This window comes from Streptomyces catenulae, assembly GCF_000718015.1.
Classification (GTDB): Bacteria; Actinomycetota; Actinomycetes; order Streptomycetales; family Streptomycetaceae; genus Streptomyces; species Streptomyces catenulae.
In genome coordinates this window covers 1-18,409 of the sequence record NZ_JODY01000004.1, presented here as the reverse complement: position 1 = coordinate 18,409, position 18,409 = coordinate 1, and the positions used below count along the sequence as shown (strand labels likewise).

Sequence of the window (18,409 nt, the reverse complement as noted above, 5' to 3'; positions counted from 1 at the left end):
CGCATTCCACGCCCCACCTGCACGGACGCCGGGTCCCCGAGGCCGTCGGACGGCCGTTGTCAGTGGCGTGCGGCACCATGCAGGGGACGGGATCGCAGCGGCCGGGGGTGGACCGGCCGCCGGGTGACGAGGAGCGGGGCATGGGCACATGGGGGACGGGTCCGTTCGGCGGGGACGCCGCGGCGGACCTCGTGGTGCGGCTGGGCGCGCTGCCGGAGAACCGCCGCCTCTTCGCGGTACGCACGGCACTGGCCGACGCCGTCGAGGAGCGCTGGTATCTGGACGCACCGGAGGGCGAGACGGCGGTGGCCGCGGCGGCGCTGCTGGCGGCGGCCCGACCGGGCGGCGCGGCCGGTACGGAGCCGGGTGGCGCGGCCGGTACGGAGCCGGGTGGCGCCGGGGCGGCCGGGCCCGCCGGGTGCGGGGGTGCGGCGGTGTCGCTGCCGCGCTGTGTCATACCGCAGCCGCCGCCCGAGCTGACCGGTCTCGCCGTCCGCGCCCTGGACCGGGTGCTCGCCCCCGATTCCGAACTGGCCGAGCTGTGGGACGAGTCGGACTCCGGGCCGCAGTGGCGGGCCTCGGTCGCCGGGCTGCGGGCCGCCCTCGGACCGGCCGCCGAGCGGGTCTGAGCCGGGAGGCGGACACCCGGCCGCCGCCCCTGCCGTCACGCCGGGCGGAGCCAGAGCGTGGCCAGGGGCGGCAGGGTGACGGTGAGCGAGCGCTCCCGGCCGTGCGCGGGCACCGGCCGCGGCGTCAGGTCGCCGGGGTTGCCGACACCGCCGCCGCCGTAGCGCACGGCATCGGTGTTGAGCACCTCGCGCCAGACGGCCACGGTGTCCGGCACGCCGAGCCGGTAGCCCTCGCGGACCACGGGGGAGTAGTGGCTGACGGACAGCAGCGGGGAGCCGTCGGCGGCGAAGCGCAGAAAGGCGAAGACATTGTCCTCGGCGGCGTCCGCGGCGACCCACGCGAAGCCCGCCGGATCGGTGTCCCGCTCCCACAGCGCGGGCGCCGCCGTGTAGCCGCGGTTGAGGTCGCGCACCAGATCCCGCACCCCGCGGTGGTCCGGCTCCGCCGCGTACGACGGGTCCAGCAGCCACCAGTCCGGGCCGTGGCGCTCCGCCCACTCCGCTCCCTGGGCGAACTCCTGCCCCATGAAGAGGAGCTGCTTGCCGGGGTGGGCCCACATGTGGCCGAGGTAGGCGCGGTGGGTGGCGCGCCGCTGCCACCAGTCGCCCGGCATCTTCGACACCAGCGACCGCTTGCCGTGCACCACCTCGTCGTGCGAGATCGGCAGCAGATAGTTCTCGGAGTAGGCGTAGACCATCGCGAAGGTCATCTCGCCGTGGTGGTGGCGGCGGTGCACCGGCTCCTTGGCGACGTACCCGAGGGAGTCGTGCATCCAGCCCATGTTCCACTTCAGCCCGAAGCCCAGCCCGCCGAGCCCGCCCGCGCCCGGCTCGTGGACGGCGCGGGTGACACCGTCCCAGGCGGTGGACTCCTCGGCGACGGTGACCACACCCGGGCAGCGGCGGTGGAGGGTCGCGTTCAGCTCCTGGAGGAAGGCGACGGCGTCCAGATTCTCCCGCCCGCCGTGCGCGTTGGGCGTCCAACCGCCCTCCGGCCGCGAGTAGTCGAGGTACAGCATCGACGCCACGGCGTCCACCCGCAGCCCGTCGATGTGGAACTCCTCGCACCAGTACACCGCGTTGGCCACGAGGAAGTTGCGGACCTCGGCCCGCCCGTAGTCGAACTCCAGCGTCCCCCAGTCCGGGTGCGCGGCCCGCGCCGGATCCGGGTGCTCGTACAGCGGCCGCCCGTCGAACTCCGCCAGCGCCCAGTCGTCGCGCGGGAAGTGCGCGGGCACCCAGTCGATCAGCACCCCGATCCCGGCCCGGTGCAGCGCGTCGACGAGAGACCGGAAGTCGTCCGGGGTGCCCATCCGGGCGGTCGGCGCGTAGTAGCCGGTGACCTGGTAGCCCCAGGAGCCGCCGAAGGGGTGTTCGGCCGGTGGCATGAACTCCACATGCGTGAAGCCGAGATCCTGGACGTACGCGGGGAGTTGGGTGGCGAGCTGCCGGTAGGTCAGGCCCGGGCGCCAGGACGGCAGATGCACCTCGTAGACGGAGAACGGCGCGGTGTGCGGCGGCCGGGTGCCCCGCGCGGCCGTCCACGCCCCGTCCCGCCACTCGTGGTGCGCGACGTCCACGACCGAGGCGGTGGCCGGGGGGCACTCCGTGCGCCGGGCCATCGGGTCGGCGCGCACGGTGGACGAGCCGTCCGGCCGGGTGATCTGGAACTTGTACAGCTCACCCTCGCCGACACCGGGCAGGAACAGCTCCCACACCCCCGAGGAGCCCAGCGACCGCATCGGGAAGGCGGTGCCGTCCCAGTGGTTGAAGTCCCCGAGGACCCGCACCCCGCGCGCGTTCGGGGCCCAGACCGTGAAGCGGGTGCCGGTGATCCCCTGATGCGTCAGGACACGGGCGCCGAGCGCCAGCCAGAGCTGCTCGTGCCGCCCCTCGGACAGCAGCCGCAGCTCGGCCGCGTCCAGCGCCGGGAGGAAGCCGTACGGATCGCGGACCGTCAGCGTGGCGTCCGGATACGTCACCCGCAGCTCGTACGCGGGGACGGCCCCCAGCGGCAGCACACCGGCGAACAGCCCGTCCCCCTCCGGCCGCAGGGCCGCGCACCGCCCCCCGGCGACGACCGCGACCGCCCGGGCGTGCGGCCGCAGCACCCGGAAGAGCACCCCGCCGGGCACCGGCCGCGCCCCGAGCACCGTGTGCGGATCGTGGTGGGCACCGGCCAGCAGACGGGCCCGGGTCTCGTCGGGGAGCGGGGGCGCCGGACGCGCCGCCGGGGCACCGGCCGCCCCCGGAGCGGCGACGGCGCCGCCGGGGGCCACCGGCTCCGCCGGATCGGCCGGGCCGACCGTCTCCCGGGCGGCGGCGGGCGGGGCGGCGACGGGGCGGCGGGACGGCGGACGGACGGTCATGGGCGGCCTCCTGGCGGGGCGTCGGACGGAACGGTCGGACGGGGCGGGACGGCAGCCGCGCGAGGCGGTGCGCTGCCCGGGGACGGCGGAGGTTGCGGCGCGCCGGAGGCGTCCGGTGGCCGTCGCGGGGCGGCCCGACGGCGGCTGTCGCGGGGCGCCCCGGCGGCGGTCGGCCGGGCGGTACGGGGCCGGGCGGCGCACCTCCCGGCGGTACGGGGCTGGGCCTGCGAGCGCCGGGCCCGGGCCCGCCCCGGGCTTGCCCCGTGCCGGGCCTCCGCACCCCGGGCTCGGCCCCGTGCCGGGCCCGCCCCCGCCCCGCCCCCTCACCCGCCGTCGGCCAGGCGCCGTACCGCGGCCATCGGCACCGGGAGCCAGTCGGGCCGGTGCCGGGCCTCGTAGAGCACCTCGTAGACCGCCTTGTCGGTCTCGTACGCACGCATCAGCTCCGGCGCCGTGCCGGGGTCGAGACCGCCGCCCTCCGCGTAGCCGCGGCAGTACGCCTCCCGGGTGCGGCGGGCCCACTCCAGCGACCAGGCGTCACCGCCCGAGGGGCCGCTGCGGGCCGCGTAGTCGAAGGAGCGGAGCATCGCCGCGACATCGCGGACCGCGGGCTGCGGGCGGCGCCGTTCGGCCAGCGGGCGGGCCGGTTCCCCCTCGAAGTCGATCAGCGACCAGCGGCCGGGGCCCCGCGCCGGGCGGAGCGTCTGCCCCAGGTGGAGATCGCCGTGGATGCGCTGCGCCGCCCAGCTGCCGCCGCCCCGCCCGGCGGCGGCGAGCGCGTCGAACGCGGTGCGCAGCCCGGCGCGGTACGGCCGCAGGCCGGGGACCGCGCGGGCGGTGGTCTCCAGCCGGGCGCGCATCCCCGCCGCGATGGACTCCAGCTGCGGACGGCGCAGCGCCGCGGTCGGCAGCGCCCGGGCGAGCGCGGTGTGCACCTCCGCGGTGGCCTGCCCCAGGGACCGCGCCGACGCGGTGAAGTCGGCGCGCCCGGACAGCGCCGTGAGCGCCAGCTGCCAGCCGTCGGCGCACCCCGGCAGGAACGGCTGGAGCACCCCGAGCGTCGTCGGCTCGGCGCCCGGCTCCCGCGCGCGGGCCTTGAACCACGCGACGGGCGCCGGAACCCGCGGGCACCGGGCCGCGGCCAGGGCGCGCGACAGCTCCAGATCCGGGTTGAGCCCCGGGGTGACCTGCCGGAAGACCTTGAGGATCAGCGTCTCGCCGTAGACGAGCGAGGTGTGCGACTGCTCCGCGCCGAGCGGACGGCCGGGCAGCCGGGGCGGGATCTCGGTGCCCGCCTCGCGGTGGAAGTCGAGCGCCCCGATCCGGCCCGGCAGCCGCAGCCGCTCCAGCAGCAGCCCGCACAGGTGCCCGTCGAGCAGTGCGTCGTGGACGGCGTGGCCGCGCAGCGGGCCGCCGACGGGGCGGCCGATCAGCGCGGGGGCGAGGCGGGGCGGCACCTCCCGGCCCACGCCCAGCAGCAGTTGGTAGCAGTCGCCGGGCGGCGCCCCGGGCGCCCGGGCGGTGGCCTGCTCCACGCGGACCAGCAGATGGAGCAGTCCGGGCGGCCCGCCGACGACGGTGCAGGGCAGCAGCTCGGTCGCGGAGAGCAGGGTGAAGCCGGTGATCAGCCGCCCGTGCCCGGCGAACCAGCGGCGGCCCGGCAGCCAGTCGGCGAGGAGCGGGGCGAGGGAGGGGAGCAGATCGGGCGCGGCGGCGAGCGGGGGCCCGCCGGATCTGGGCGGCGCACCGGTCGAGGCGGGGTCCGGCATGGGGGCGCGTCCTTTCCCGGGGCACTCGACAGGTTGCGCAAAGTGTCCCGGAATGCGGCGTTCTCCGTGCGGCGGCGCGGGGAGCGTACCCCCGGACGGAGTCCGCACCGCCGGGCGGCACGGGGCGCCGGTGGGCCCGCCCCGTGGTCGTACCGCCCGGCGGTCCGGCCGGTTCCCGCGCCCGCTCCGGACGCGCCCGCGCCCGTACGCGGCGGGTGGCGTACGGGCGGCGGGTGGTCCGGGGAGCGGGCGGGCGGCGGTCGGCCCGCCTCCGGTCGGCCCCGGTCAGGGCGCGTTGCGGCGCAGCCGGAACCAGTAGAAGCCGTGGCCCGCCAGCGTCAGCGGATACGGCGTCCGGCCGATGGGCGGGAAATGCACACCGCCGATGAGTTCCACCGGATGGCGGCCGTCGAATTCCGCCAGATCCAGCTCCGTCGGCTGGGCGAAGCGCGAGAAATTGTGGACGCACAGGACGAGATCGTCGTCCGCGCCGCCCTCGCCGGGCGCGGCCCGCAGAAAGGCGAGGACCGCTGGGTTGCTGGAGGGGAGTTCGGTGTAACTCCCGAGTCCGAACGCCGGATTCTGTTTCCGGATCTCGATCATCCGGCGGGTCCAGTGCAGCAGTGAGGACGGGGAACTCATCGCCGCTTCGACATTGGTGACCTGATATCCGTGGACCGGGTCCATGATGGTCGGCAGGGTGAGCCGCCCGGGGTCACAGGAGGAGAATCCGGCATTGCGGTCCGGGGTCCACTGCATCGGGGTGCGTACCGCGTCCCGGTCGCCCAGCCAGATGTTGTCGCCCATACCGATCTCGTCGCCGTAATAGAGAATCGGCGAGCCCGGTAGGGAGAGCAGCAGGGCGGTGAAGAGTTCGATCTGGTTGCGGTCGTTGTCGAGGAGTGGGGCGAGGCGGCGGCGGATACCGATATTGGCCCGCATCCGCGGGTCCTTGGCGTACTCCGCGTACATGTAGTCGCGCTCTTCGTCGGTGACCATTTCGAGGGTCAGCTCGTCGTGGTTCCGCAGGAAGATGCCCCACTGGCAGCCGGACGGAATCGCCGGGGTCTTGGCGAGGATTTCCGACACCGGATAGCGCGATTCGCGGCGTACCGCCATGAAGATGCGCGGCATGACGGGAAAGTGGAACGCCATGTGGCATTCGTCGCCGCCGCTCGCGTAGTCACCGAAGTAGTCGACGACGTCCTCGGGCCACTGGTTCGCCTCCGCCAGCAGCACGGTGTCCGGGTAGTGCGCGTCGATCTCGGCGCGGACCCGCCGCAGGAAGTCGTGCGAGCGCGGCAGGTTCTCGCAGTTGGTGCCCTCCTCGGCGTAGAGGTAGGGCACCGCGTCCAGCCGGAAGCCGTCGATGCCCAGGTCGAGCCAGAACCGCAGCGCGGAGATCATCTCCTCCTGGACCGCCGGGTTCTCGTAGTTGAGGTCCGGCTGGTGGGAGAAGAAACGATGCCAGTAGTACTGCTTGCGGACCGGGTCGAAGGTCCAGTTGGACGCCTCGGTGTCGACGAAGATGATCCGCGCGTCGGCGTACTGCTTGTCGTCGTCCGCCCAGACGTAGTAGTCGCCGTACGGCCCCTCGGGGTCGGTGCGGGAGGACTGGAACCACGGGTGCTGGTCGCTGGTGTGGTTCATCACCATGTCGATGATGACCCGCATACCGCGCTGGTGGGCGGCGTCGACGAATTCCACGAAATCGGCGAGGTCACCGAATTCGTCCAGGACCGCGGTGTAGTCGGCGACGTCGTAACCGCCGTCCCGTAGCGGGGACTTGAAGAACGGCGGGAGCCAGAGGCAGTCCACGCCCAGCCATTGCAGATAATCGAGCCGCGAGGTGAGGCCCTTGAGGTCGCCGACGCCGTCTCCGTTGCTGTCCTGGAAGGAGCGGACCAGGACCTCGTAGAAGACGGCGCGTTTGAACCAGTCCGGATCGCGGTCCTTTTCCGGCGTGTCCTCGAACGTGTCGTGCACGGGCTCGTTGACGATCAATTGGGTGACCCTCCGATCGGTGAGGACGGTCGCAGGGACAGCACGTGCGCGGGCGCGGGCGACTGGCCCGGATCGAGCCGTACATAGTTGTCCCTGCCCCAGTGGTAGGTGTCGCCGGTGAGCTCGTCGCGCACCGGGAAGGAATCGTCCCGGCCGAGGCCGAGTTCCGGCATGTCCAACGAGACCGTGGCCTCCTGGGTGTGGTGTGGATCAAGGTTCACCACGGTCAGGACGGTATCCGCGGTGCGGCCGTGGCCCGCGTGTTTGGAATAGGCGAGCACCGCGTCGTTGTCGGTGCCGTGGAAATGCAGCCGCCGCAGTTGCTGAAGGGCGGGATGGCGGCGGCGGACGCGGTTGAGGGTGGTGAGCAGCGGCGCCAGAGTCTTTCCGCTCCGCGCCGCAGACTCCCAGTCGCGGGGCCGCAGTTGATACTTCTCGGAATCCCGGTACTCCTCACTTCCCGGCTCCGCGGGCTCCGCCTCGCACAGTTCGTACCCCGCGTAGACACCCCAGGAGGGGGAGAGGGTGGCGGCGAGCACCGCGCGGACGGCGAAGGCGGGACGCCCGCCCTCCTGGAGGTAGCCGTGCAGGATGTCCGGGGTGTTGACGAAGAAGTTCGGCCGCAGATACGCGGCGCCCTCACCGGTCAGCTCGGTGAGGTAGTCGATCAGCTCCCGCTTGGTGTTCCGCCAGGTGAAGTACGTGTACGACTGCTGGAATCCGGCGCGGGCCAGGGCGTGGACCATCGCGGGGCGGGTGAACGCCTCGGCGAGGAAGAGCACGTCCGGGTCGGTGCGCCCCACCGCGCCGAGCACCGTCTCCCAGAAGTGCACCGGCTTGGTGTGCGGATTGTCGACCCGGAAGATCCGCACCCCCTTCGCCATCCAGAAGCGCAGCAGCCGCTCGGTCTCGCGGACCAGCCCCCGGAAGTCGGTGTCGAAGTCGAGCGGGTGGATGTCCTGGTACGTCTTGGGCGGGTTCTCCGCGCAGGCGAGGGAGCCGTCGGCGCGGTGCCGGAACCACTCCGGGTGGCGGGTGATCCACGGGTGGTCCGGCGAGCACTGCAACGCGAAGTCGAGCGCCACCTCCATCCGCAGGTCACGGGCGGTGCGGACGAAGTGGTCGAAGTCCTCGAAGGTGCCCAGTTCCGGGTGGAGCGCGTCATGCCCGCCGTCCGCCGAACCGATCGCCCAGGGGGAGCCGACGTCCTGCGGCCCCGCGGTCAGGGAGTTGTTGGGGCCCTTGCGGTGGGTGGTGCCGATGGGGTGGACGGGTGGGAGGTAGACCACGTCGAAGCCCATCGCGGCGACCGCGGGCAGCCGGTCGGCGGCGGTGCGCAGGGTGCCGCCGGTCAGGGTGCCGTCCGGCCCCGCGGTCGCGCCCTCGGAGCGGGGGAACAGCTCGTACCAGGAGCCGTACAGCGCCCGGCGGCGCTCGACGAGGAGCGGCAGCGGCTCCGCGACGGTGCGCAGATCGCGCAGCGGATGGCGGGTGAGCGCCTCGGTGACGGCGGGCGCGGTGGCGGCGGCGAGGCGGGCGGCGGGCGGCGCGGTGGTGTCGCGCAGGGCGTCGGCGGCGGCGAGCACCGCCTCCCGCCCGGCGTCCTTCGGCACGCCGTCGGCGGCGCGGAGCAGCAGGTCGGCGCCTTCCCGCAGGGTGAGTTCGGGGTCGGACCCGGCGGGGATCCTCGCGGCGGCGGCGCGGCGCCAGGTGGTGACCGGATCGGCCCACGCCTCGACCGTGTACGACCAGCGGCCCTCGGCGTCCGGGGCGACCTCGGCGGTGAACCGGTCGGTTCCCGGGCGGAGTTCGGTCATCGGGATCCGGGGGCCGGGGTGGCCCGCCGGGTCGGTCAGCACGACATCGGCGGCGACGGCGCCGTGGCCCTCGCGGAAGACGGTGGCCGAGACGGCGAAGGTCTCGCCCGTCACCGCCTTCGCGGGACGGCCGTCGTCGAGCCGGGGGCGGATGTCCAGGACAGGGATGCGACCGATCATGGGATCACCAGGGAATCGTCAGGTTTTGCCGGAATTTCTCCTTTCTATCCGTTCGTCTGGGGGAGGCGGTGTGCGAGGGGCGGGGGGCCTGCCGCCTTCACCCGGTTGGCGGCCGCGGCGGGACGGCCACCGGGCGGCCGGGCGCCGGAAGGGGCGGGGTGGCCCGGAGTGGCGCACGGGGCAGGGGCGGCGCGGCCGGGGCGTGCGGCGGGGTGACGGAACGCCGGAACGGCGGAACGGCCGGGGAGGGAATCCCCGGCCGTTCCGCCGTTCTCGGTGCGCCGCCTCCGTCCGGGGACACGTCACAGGGGTCCCGGGTGGATCGGTGCGGTGCCGGGCGCCGTGCCGTACGGCGCCCGGCGGGGTGCGTTACTTGACGGCGACGCCGTTCCAGGCGGCCTCGACACCCTTGACCTCGGCGCTGTCGGCCTTGTACAGGTCGGTCGCGGCCTTGACGGTGGCCTCACGGGCCGCCTTGTAGTCGGTGTTCGAGGTCATGTACTCGGTCAGGGCCTTGAACCAGATCTTCTCGGCCTTGTCCCGGCCGATGCCCTCGACCTTGGAGCCGTCGGCGGTCGGGCTGTCGTACTTGACGCCACCGATCTCCTTGGCGCCGCTGCCCTCGGACAGCAGGTAGAAGAAGTGGTTGGCGACACCCGACGAGTAGTGCGGGTCCAGGCCACCGGTGCTGGAGTCCCAGTTGTCCTGCGACTGACCGTCCTTGGACGGCTTGTCCATGTAGCGCAGCGGCGTGCCGTCGCCGTTGATGTCGATCTTCTCGCCGATGAGGTAGTCACCCGGGTCGGACTTGTTGTTCGCGTAGAACTCGACCGAGGTGCCGAAGATGTCGGAGGTGCCCTCGTTCAGACCGCCGGACTCACCGCTGTAGGTGAGGTTGGCGGTGGCGGAGGTGACACCGTGCGACATCTCGTGGGCCGCGACGTCGATGGCGGTCAGCGGAGCCTTGTTGCCCTCGCCGTCGCCGTACGTCATGCAGAAGCAGCTGTCGTCCCAGAAGGCGTTGACGTAGTTGTCGCCGTAGTGGACGCGGGAGAAGGCGCCCTTGCCGTCACCCTTGATGCCGGTGCGGCCGTGCACCTCCTTGTAGTAGTCCCAGGTCTCGGCGGCACCGTAGTGCGCGTCGACGGCGGCGGTCTCCGGGTTGTCCGGCTTGCCGTTGCCCCACGTGTCGGTGGAGTTGGTGAAGAGCTTGCCGTCGCCGTCCTCGGCGTTCTCCAGGTTGGTGGTCTTGTGACCGCCGCGGTCGCCGTCGGTCAGCGTGTAGTTGCTGCCGTCCTTGGTGGTGGTCAGGTCGACGGTGCCGCTGAACTCGCTCTCGCCCTTGCCGGTACGGATGTCGTCGTACTGGAAGAGCTTCTTGCCGCTGTTGGCGTCGGTGATGACGTGCATCCGGCTCGGGGTGCCGTCCTTCTTCACGCCCTTGACGACGGTGTCGTACGCCAGGACGGGCGAGCCGGAGGCGGCCCAGACGACCTTCTTCGCGGCCTGCGCGCCGGTCTGCTTGGCGCTGATCGACTTCGCGGCGGTGCCGTGCGCGTTCTGCGCGGCGGCGGCAGCGGAGATCTTCGGCGTGAGCGAGGCGACCTTGATGCTCTTCTCGGTGGACTTGGTGGTGCTCTTGATCGAGCCGTCCTTGGCGCGGTGCACGACCATGTCGCCACCGAGCACCGGCAGACCGGCGTAGGTGCGGTCGTAGCGGGTGTGGACGGTGCCGTCGGCGTCCTTGATGACGTCCTTGACGACCAGCTGCTCCTGGGAACCCAGGCCCAGCTCCTTGGCCGTCTGCGCCTTGGCGGCGCTGGCGTCCTTGATCATCGTCGCGCGGTTCGCGGTGCTGAGGGCGACCGGCGCGCCGCTCGTGAAGGCCGGGGCGGTCGTGGCGCCCGCCGTGGCGGCGACGCCGGCGACGAGGGCCGCGGCGGCGGCGACGGCGGTACCGGTGATGCGGGCCTTGCGGGATATGCGGGGGGTCACGCGTGCTCCTTCAACTTTGCCAAGTGGTGGGGGTGCAAAGCGATGTGGGTGTGACGTGCGTCGGGAACATTGCCATTCCGAACGCGTTCATGTCAGGACGCTGGAGCGAGGTTGGCCGAAACTCATCGGTAACCCCTTGTGCGGGATCGGTGCCATGCGAAAGGGCGCCGCCCCCGGAGGTCCGGAAGCGGCGCCCAATTCGCCGTTTTCGCTGGTGGGTTCAGTGCGCCGATCGGCTGCTCGGCCGTGCCACACCGAGGTGACCGGTCGGTGCCGTCACCCGGTCACGATGTCACTTTCCGGCCGACACCCGGGAGCCGACGTTCACCGCGGCCCAGGTGTTGGCGACCGTGTTGTACGTCGCGCTGCCCTGACCGAAGAGGTCGGCCGCGGCCTTGAGGGTCGCGGTGCGGGCCGCGGCGTAGTTGGTGGACGAGGTCATGTACTGGCTGAGCGCCTTGAACCAGATCTTCTCGGCGTTCTCCCGGCCGATGCCCGGCACCGACTTCCCGTCGTACGTCGGGCTGTCGTAGTGCACGCCGTTGATGTCCTTCGCGCCGCTGCCCTCGGACAGCAGGTAGAAGAAGTGGTTGGCGACGCCGGACGAGTAGTGCACGTCCTTGTTGCCGACCGTGCTCGACCAGTAGTCGGCGGAGGCGCCGTCCTTGGAGGGCTTGTCCATGTAGCGCAGCGGCTCGCCGTCGCCGTAGATGTTGATCTTCTCGCCGATGAGGTAGTCGCCCGGGTCCTCGGCGGTGTTGGAGTACCACTCCACCGCGGTGCCGAAGATGTCGGACGTCGCCTCGTTCAGGCCACCGGACTCGCCGCTGTAGATGAGCCCGGCGGTCGCGGCGGTGACGCCGTGGGACATCTCGTGCCCGGCGACGTCCAGCGCGGTCAGCGGCGCGGCGTTGCCGCTGCCGTCGCCGTACGTCATGCAGAAGCAGCTGTCGTCCCAGAACGCGTTGACGTAGCTGTTCCCGTAGTGGACGCGGGAGTACGCGGCGACGCCGTCCCCCTTGATGCCGGTGCGGCCGTGCACCTCCTTGTAGTAGTCCCAGGTCTCGGCGGCACCGTAGGCGGCGTCCGCGGCGGCGGTCTCCGCGTTCTGCGGTGTGCCGTTGCCCCAGGTGTCGGTGGAGTTCTTGAAGAGCGTGCCGGTGCCGGACGAGCCGTGGTTGAGGTTGTACGTCTTGTGCCCGCCGCGGCCACCGTCGGTCAGCGTGTAGGACGACCCGGAGGCGGTGGTGCCCAGGGTGACCTTGCCGCTGTACTCGGTGTTGCCGATGCCGTTCTCGATCCCCTGGTACTGGAAGATCTTCTCGCCGGTGGTGGCGTCCGTGATGACGTGCAGCTGGTTGGGGGTGCCGTCCTTCTGGAACCCGCCGACCACGGTCTCGTAGGCCAGCCGCGGGGTGCCGTCGGCGGCCCAGACCACCTTGCGCGGCGCCTTGTCGGCGGCGGCCTTCGACGCGCCCAGGGAACGGGCGGACGAGAGGGCCTTCGCGGACGCGGCGGTCGGCGCGACCTTCGCGGTGGTCGTGGCGACCTTCAGCTGCTTGGACTGCGCCTTGGTGACGGCCTTGACGGCGCCGCCCTTGGCCTCGTGGACGATCAGGTCGCCGCCGAGGACCGGCAGCCCGTCCAGGGTCCGCGCGTAGCGGGTGTGGGTGGTGCCGTCGGCGTCCTGGGCGACGTCCTTGACGACCAGCTTCTCCTGCGCGCCGAGCTTCAGCTCCTTGGCCGTCGCCTTGGTGGCGGCGTCGGCGCTGCGGATCAGGCGCTCGCGCTGGGCGGGCGAGAGCTTCGCGGGCAGGGCGCCCGCGGCGGCGGCCGCGTGGGGGGTGCCCGGCTGGGGGGTGGCCGCGGTGCCGGTACCGGCCTGCACGCCGACGGCGAGCATGGCGGCGGCGGCGACGAGGGCTCCGGTTGCGACGGCGCGACGAGGGGGGGTACGTCTCACGCTGACTCCTTCTGCGGGGCGGCGGCGTGGGGCCGCGGCCGAGGGGGACCGGGCGGCGGGGAGCCGTCCGGGCAGAGCGAGGCAGAACACTTGGAACGTGTGGGGGGAGACGGTGCCGACTGCCGCACGGTGGGACTGTGGGGGTCCGTGTGGCGGCTGCCGGGAAGAGTGCCACCGCCGCGCGCTGCTTGTCAGGGTCCCTTCAAGTAATTGGCCGGAAACCGTCCGTAGCCCGGACTGCGGGTCCGTATTACGGACGGACTGTTGCAGGGGCTGGGAACGGTGCAGGTCCGGGCGGTGCGGGCAGCGGAAAGCCGGGGCCGGAAGTCGCGGGTTTGCGCGCGACACCGACCGTGGATACGGGCCTCCGGCGGCCGGTGCGCGTCGCTGCACGTCCTTGCCGGGCGGTCCGAACGGCCCCGGAAGCGGCGGGAATCGACGGGAATCGACGGTGGATCAGGCGCCGGGCGGCCCGGCCGCGTAGGACTCCGGGCCTGGCTCCGGACCCGGTCGCGGACCTCGCTCCGGACCGGCTCCGGGCGCCCCGCGGACGCCTTCGACCCGCCCGCCGGATCCGGTCCGTCAGACCTCCGCCGGGCGCTCCGGCGGGCGGTCCGGCGGCGGCGCGGGAGTCTCCCCGTGCCAGGTCCGCCAGAGCGCCGCGTAGGCGCCGTCGGCCGCCACGAGGGCGTCGTGGGTGCCGAGTTCGGTGATCCGGCCCGCCTCCATGACGGCCACCCGGTCCGCGTCGTGCGCGGTGTGCAGCCGGTGCGCGACGGCGATGACCGTACGGCCCGCCAGCACGGCGGCGAGTGCCCGTTCGGTACGCCGCGCGGTCCGCGGGTCCAGCAGCGCCGTCGCCTCGTCGAGGATCAGGATGCCGGGGTCGGCCAGCACCACCCGGGCCAGCGAGAGTTGCTGGCTCTGCGCCCCGTCCGGGCGGAACCCGCCGGGGCCCAGCTCGGTGCCGAGCCCGGACGGCAGCGCCGCCGCCCACTCGGCGCCGACGGCGGCGAGCGCGGCGTGCAGCGCGGCGTCGTCGGCGTCGGGCGCGGCGATCCGCAGGTTGTCGCGGACCGTGCCGAGGAAGACATGGTGTTCCTGGGTGACCAGCGCCACCTGACGGCGGAGCGCCCGCGGCGGCAGCGCGGCCACCGGCACCCCGCCGACCGTCACCGTCCCCGCGCCCGGCGCCTCGACCCCGGCCAGCAACCGGCCCAGCGTCGACTTCCCCGCCCCCGACGGCCCGACCAGCGCCAGCCGCTCCCCGGGCCGCACCGTCAGCTCCACCCCGCGCAACACCTCGCCGCCCGCCCCGCCCGGGTACGCGTACCGCACCCCCCGCGCCTCGATCCGGCCCCGCGGCGCGGTGGCGTGGGCGGACGGTGCGGTGGCGGGGGCGCCGGGGCCGCCGTCCGGCCCGGGGGCGTCCGGCCGGTGCCCGTTCGTGCCCGCTTCCGCCGCCACGCCCTCCACCCGGGCGAACGCGGCGGCACCGGCCTGGAGTTGTTCCGCGCGGAACAGCAGCGTGTCCAGCGGGGTCGACAACTGGCCAAGCAGCACCGCCGCCGACACCACCGCGCCCAGGCTCACCACGCCCGCGTCGTGCAGCGCCCCGCCCGCCACCAGCGCGGCGGCCACCGGCACCGTGTACGAGAAGTCCACCACCGGGAAGAGCACACTGCGCAGGAACAGCGTCCGCAGCCGGGTGCGGCGGGACCGTTCGACCGCCTCCCGCGCCGCCGCCGCGCGGCTGTCCGCCAGCCCGAGCAGATCGACGGTACGGGCCCCGGCGGCGGTCGCCGCGAGCAGCCCGGCCAGCTCCGACACGGCCGCGCCCTCGTCGAGATAGGCGGGACGAGCCCGCCGCAGATACCAGCGGACCGCGAACCCGCACCCCACCAGCCCCAGCGCACACGCCCCGAGCAGCGGATGGAGCACCGCCACGGCACCCAGCAGGAACACCGCCTGGACCACCGCGACCGACACCTCGGGCGTCGCATCGCGCAGCGTCCCGGCGACCGACGCCACATCCGTGGTGCCCCGCGCCGTCAGATCCCCGGTCCCGGCCCGCTCGACGACCGCCGAGGGCAGCGCCAGCGCCCGGTCGACGAAGCCCTCGCGGACCCGGGCCAGCGCCCGTTCGCCGAACCGGTGCCCGGCGTAGCGCGCACCGCGGCCCAGCAGCAGTTGGAGCGCCGTACCGGCCACGATCAGCAGCGTCAGCCGGTCCACCGCGGCGGCGCCCCCGCCGTCGCGTACGGTGTCGACGATCCGGCCCAGCAGCCACGGACCGGCCAGCCCGGCGCCCGCGGCGAGCGCGTTGAGCCTGAGCATCAGCGCGAAGGCCCGGCGGTCGCACCGGATCAACCGGCCGGCCGCACGCCGGGCCTCCCGGGGGGACGCGATCGGCAGGGCACCGTCCGGTGCGGGCGCGGGTACCTGTGCGGTCGTCACGGCGCCTCCTCGGCGACGGGGGCGGTCTGACCGGGCACCTCGTCCAGGGGGCCGCGGTGGACGGGGACCTCGGGGGCGGGAGCGGCCGGGGCGGCGGCGCCGGGCCCCGCGGCCGTTCCGCTCCCCGGAGCGTCCTCCGTCCGGTCCTCCGCTCCCTCCTCCGTCGCTCCCTCCTCCGTCCCGTCCTCCGGGTCCTCCGCGCCCCGTGCCACCAGGGCGCGGTACTCCGGGTGGGCGGCGAGCAGGTCGCGGTGGGTGCCGACCGCCGCCACCCGGCCGCCGGACAGATGGCAGACGACGTCCGCGGCATCCAGCACCAGCGGAGAGGTGGTGGCGACGACGGTCGTCCGGCCCGCCCGGGCGGCGTGCAACCGCGCCGCGATCGCCGCCTCGGTGTGCGCGTCCACCGCCGACGTCGGCTCCACGGCGAGCAGTACCTCGGGGTCGGCCAGCAGCGCCCGCACCAGCCGCAGCCGCTGCCGCTGCCCACCGGAGAGATTGCGGCCGTCCGCGTCCAGCCGCGCGTCCAGGCCACCGGGCAGCGCCTGCACGATGTCCTGGGCCACCGCCGTGTGCAGCGCCCGCGCCACCGCGTCCGCCGGGCGCGGGCGCCGCCCCGAGACCGCCTCGTACACCGTGCCCGCGAAGAGCGCCGCCTCGTTGTCGGCGACCAGGATCCGCTCCCGCAGCCGCGCCGTGTCCACCGCGTCCAGCCGCACCGCGCCCCAGGTCGCGGCGGAGTCGGCGACGCCCCCGAGCCGGTCGACCACCGCGGCCGACTCCTCGGGCCGCGCCCCGGCCAGCGCGGTCAGCGTCCCGGGCACCACCTCGACACCGGAGACCGGATCGCGCAGCACCGACGGCAGCGCCGGACCGTCCTCCCCGCCGCCCCGTGCGTCGGGCTCCAGGCCCAGGAACCGCACCACCCGGCGGGCCGCGACCAGCCCGCGCGTCACGTCGTACCCCGCCTCGATGAGGAACGACACCGGCGCCGCCAACGCCGCGGTGTAGCCGTAGACCGCGACCAGTTCGCCCACCGAGATCGTCCCGGCGGCGGCCATCCGGGCGGCGAGCCAGACGACCGCGGCGAGGAACAGCGCCGGGAGCCCCACGCCCAGCGCCTGGATCCAGCTGGCGTGCGCGCCGACGCGGTACCCCTCGGCGCACAGCTCCGCCGACTCCCGCCGGTACCGCGCCGCGAACACCTCCTTGCCGCCCAGACCGCCGAGCACCCGCACCCCGCCGACCAGATCGGCCAGCCGGTCGGTCAGCCCGCCCTGCCGCTCCCGGTAGCGCGCCTCGGCGCCCTCCAACCGCCGCAGCAACGGCCCCACCAGCACCGCCAGCGCCGGAACCCCCAGCAGCACCAGCGCGGCGAGCGCCGGATCCACCGCCAGCAACAGCGCCGCCACCACCCCGTACGAGAGGACCGCGCCCACGCCGGGGCCGGTCAGCGTCAGCGTCTGGCTGATCACCCCGACGTCCCCGATACCGATGGTGATGACCTCGCCCGCCGTCACCCGGCGCGGCAGCGAGGCGCCCAGCCGCAGCGTCTGGTCGACGACGGCGCGCACCGTGCGGAACGTCGCGTCCATCCGGACCCGGGTCATGGTGCGGTGCCGGGCGATGGCCAGGGCGGCGTTGAGCGCGCCCATCGCCAGCAGCGCCGCCGTCCAGCCGAGCAGCGCTCCCCGGTGGCCGGGGACCAGCCCGTCGTCGACGGCGCGGGAGAGCAGATACGGGGGCATCATCAGCCCCGTCAGCCACAGCGTGCCGAAGGTGGCGCCCACCGCCACCCGGCGCAGCTGACACCGCGTCAGCCAGACCAGATACCGCGCGGCACTGCGGTGATCGGGCCTCTCCGGCCCCGAACGCGCCGCCGCGCGGCCCGGATTCCCCATGGCCGCACCCTAGAGGGCGGCCCGCCACGGTTCAGCGGCGGACCGCCCGCAGCAGGACGAACTTCGGGTCGGAGGCGACGACCTCGCAGTTGCCGAAGAGCCGCTTGAGCCGCACGTGGTAGCCGAGGTGGCGGTTGCCGACGACCCACAGCTCCCCGCCGGGCCGCAGCACGGCGCGGGCACCGCCGAACATCCGCCGGGCGGTCGCGTCGGACGTCGCCCGGTGGGTGTGGAACGGCGGGTTGTTCACCACGAGGTCCACCGATCCGGGGGCCAGCCCGGTCAGCGCGTCGCCGACGGCGAACTCCGCCCGCGCGCCCTCCGGCGCGTTCGCCGCGAAGGTGGCGCGCGCGGCGGCCACGGCGGAGAACGACTCGTCGACGAAGACGGTCTCCGCCGCCGGGTCGGTCAGCGCCAGCGCGGTGCCGACGACGCCGTTGCCGCAGCCCAGGTCGACGACGCGGGCGGCGCCCGGCCGCCGGGGCAGATGGCCGAGGAGGAAGCGGGTCCCGATGTCCAGCCGGTCGGCGCAGAAGATCCCGGCGTGATTGGTGACCGTCCGCCCCGACATCACCCCGATGTCCGCGGGCAGCGCGTAGCTGCGCGGCCAGGAGGGGGCGGCGGGGGAGAGGGCCGGGTCGGGGGTGCAGAAGATCAGCCGCGCCTTGCGGACGGCGAGGGAGGTCCGGGTCGGCCCGAGGATCTGCTCGAACAGCTTCAACGTCGAGGTGTGGATCTCGGAGACCATGCCGGTGCCGACGATCCGGGTCCCCGCGTGCACCGCGGGCGCCAGCCGCCGCAGCTGCTCCTCCAGCAACGCCAGACTCTTCGGCACCCGGACCAGCAGCAGATCGATCCGCTCCGGCGGCGCGTCCAGCACCGTCCGCAGCCGCACGGCACCGTCGGCGACCCCGTTACGCCGCAGATTCACCTCGGTGGCGCGGTGGGTGAGGTACGAGTCGGTGATCTGGACGAGGCGGGGCGCGGGCGCTCCGGGCGCGGGGACGGAGCCCGACGCGGTCCCGGTACCGGCTCCGGCCGTGGTCCCGGCCAGCGCGGTGGCGAGGGCGCCCCAGCGGTCGCCGAGGACGACGGCGGCGCCGGACGCGTCCGAGGACGGCGCGGGGGCGGCCCCGGCGTCGTCCTCGGCGAGGTGGTCCAGGAGGTAGGAGTCGGCGGCGTCCCAGGCACGGAGCTGGTCGCGGGGGTCCTCGGGGAAGCGGCTGAGGTCGAACGCACCCCATGACGTCGTGAAACGGTTCATCGTGGATTCAGGCTAGCCGAGGCACGAGGGGGACGGAGCGGGAGCGGGGGTGGGGTGGGGG

Annotated in this window: 9 protein-coding genes and 1 pseudogene; 1 reads left to right on the top strand and 9 read right to left on the bottom strand. The window is 74.1% G+C overall.

Annotated features, from left to right (window positions below):
• The first annotated feature begins 140 nt into the window (after positions 1-140).
• On the top strand, positions 141-629 hold the full coding sequence (locus tag IF23_RS0106085) for a DUF4259 domain-containing protein (protein WP_030280625.1): 489 nt from the start codon (positions 141-143) through the stop codon (positions 627-629).
• Between the two features lie 35 nt (positions 630-664).
• On the opposite strand, the gene glgB is transcribed toward IF23_RS0106085, so the two are convergent.
• The 9 genes and pseudogenes from glgB to IF23_RS0106040 all read right to left on the bottom strand — a co-directional run bounded on the left by glgB (position 665) and on the right by IF23_RS0106040 (position 18,348).
• Complete coding sequence (gene glgB / locus IF23_RS0106080) at positions 665-2,998, bottom strand: 1,4-alpha-glucan branching enzyme (protein ID WP_078653821.1); 2,334 nt, start codon at positions 2,996-2,998, stop codon at positions 665-667.
• 323 nt (positions 2,999-3,321) lie between these two features.
• A complete protein-coding gene (locus IF23_RS0106075; RefSeq protein ID WP_030280621.1) occupies positions 3,322-4,767 on the bottom strand; it encodes a maltokinase N-terminal cap-like domain-containing protein in 1,446 nt (481 codons plus the stop codon).
• 285 nt (positions 4,768-5,052) lie between these two features.
• Entirely contained in the window at positions 5,053-6,771 is a 1,719-nt protein-coding gene (treS, locus tag IF23_RS0106070) for a maltose alpha-D-glucosyltransferase (protein ID WP_030280619.1), read from the bottom strand.
• Entirely contained in the window at positions 6,768-8,768 is a 2,001-nt protein-coding gene (locus IF23_RS0106065) for an alpha-1,4-glucan--maltose-1-phosphate maltosyltransferase (protein WP_030280617.1), read from the bottom strand. Before IF23_RS0106065 ends, treS begins: the two co-directional genes overlap by 4 nt.
• 369 nt (positions 8,769-9,137) lie before the next feature.
• Complete coding sequence (locus IF23_RS0106060; RefSeq protein WP_030280615.1) at positions 9,138-10,763, bottom strand: M4 family metallopeptidase; 1,626 nt, start codon at positions 10,761-10,763, stop codon at positions 9,138-9,140.
• A 298-nt stretch (positions 10,764-11,061) separates the two neighbouring features.
• A pseudogene (locus tag IF23_RS0106055) lies at positions 11,062-12,726 on the bottom strand (M4 family metallopeptidase); the annotation flags it as partial.
• A 582-nt stretch (positions 12,727-13,308) separates the two neighbouring features.
• Complete coding sequence (locus tag IF23_RS0106050; protein ID WP_051739299.1) at positions 13,309-15,183, bottom strand: ABC transporter ATP-binding protein; 1,875 nt, start codon at positions 15,181-15,183, stop codon at positions 13,309-13,311.
• Positions 15,180-17,084 carry an ABC transporter transmembrane domain-containing protein gene (locus IF23_RS0106045; protein ID WP_078653820.1) on the bottom strand — a complete coding sequence of 635 codons (1,905 nt, stop codon included), beginning with the start codon at positions 17,082-17,084 and terminating at the stop codon, positions 15,180-15,182. Before IF23_RS0106045 ends, IF23_RS0106050 begins: the two co-directional genes overlap by 4 nt.
• Positions 17,085-17,115: 31 nt before the next feature.
• Positions 17,116-18,348, bottom strand: a complete 1,233-nt coding sequence (locus IF23_RS0106040; protein ID WP_030280606.1) for a methyltransferase — start codon at positions 18,346-18,348, stop codon at positions 17,116-17,118.
• Between the last annotated feature and the right edge of the window lie 61 nt (positions 18,349-18,409).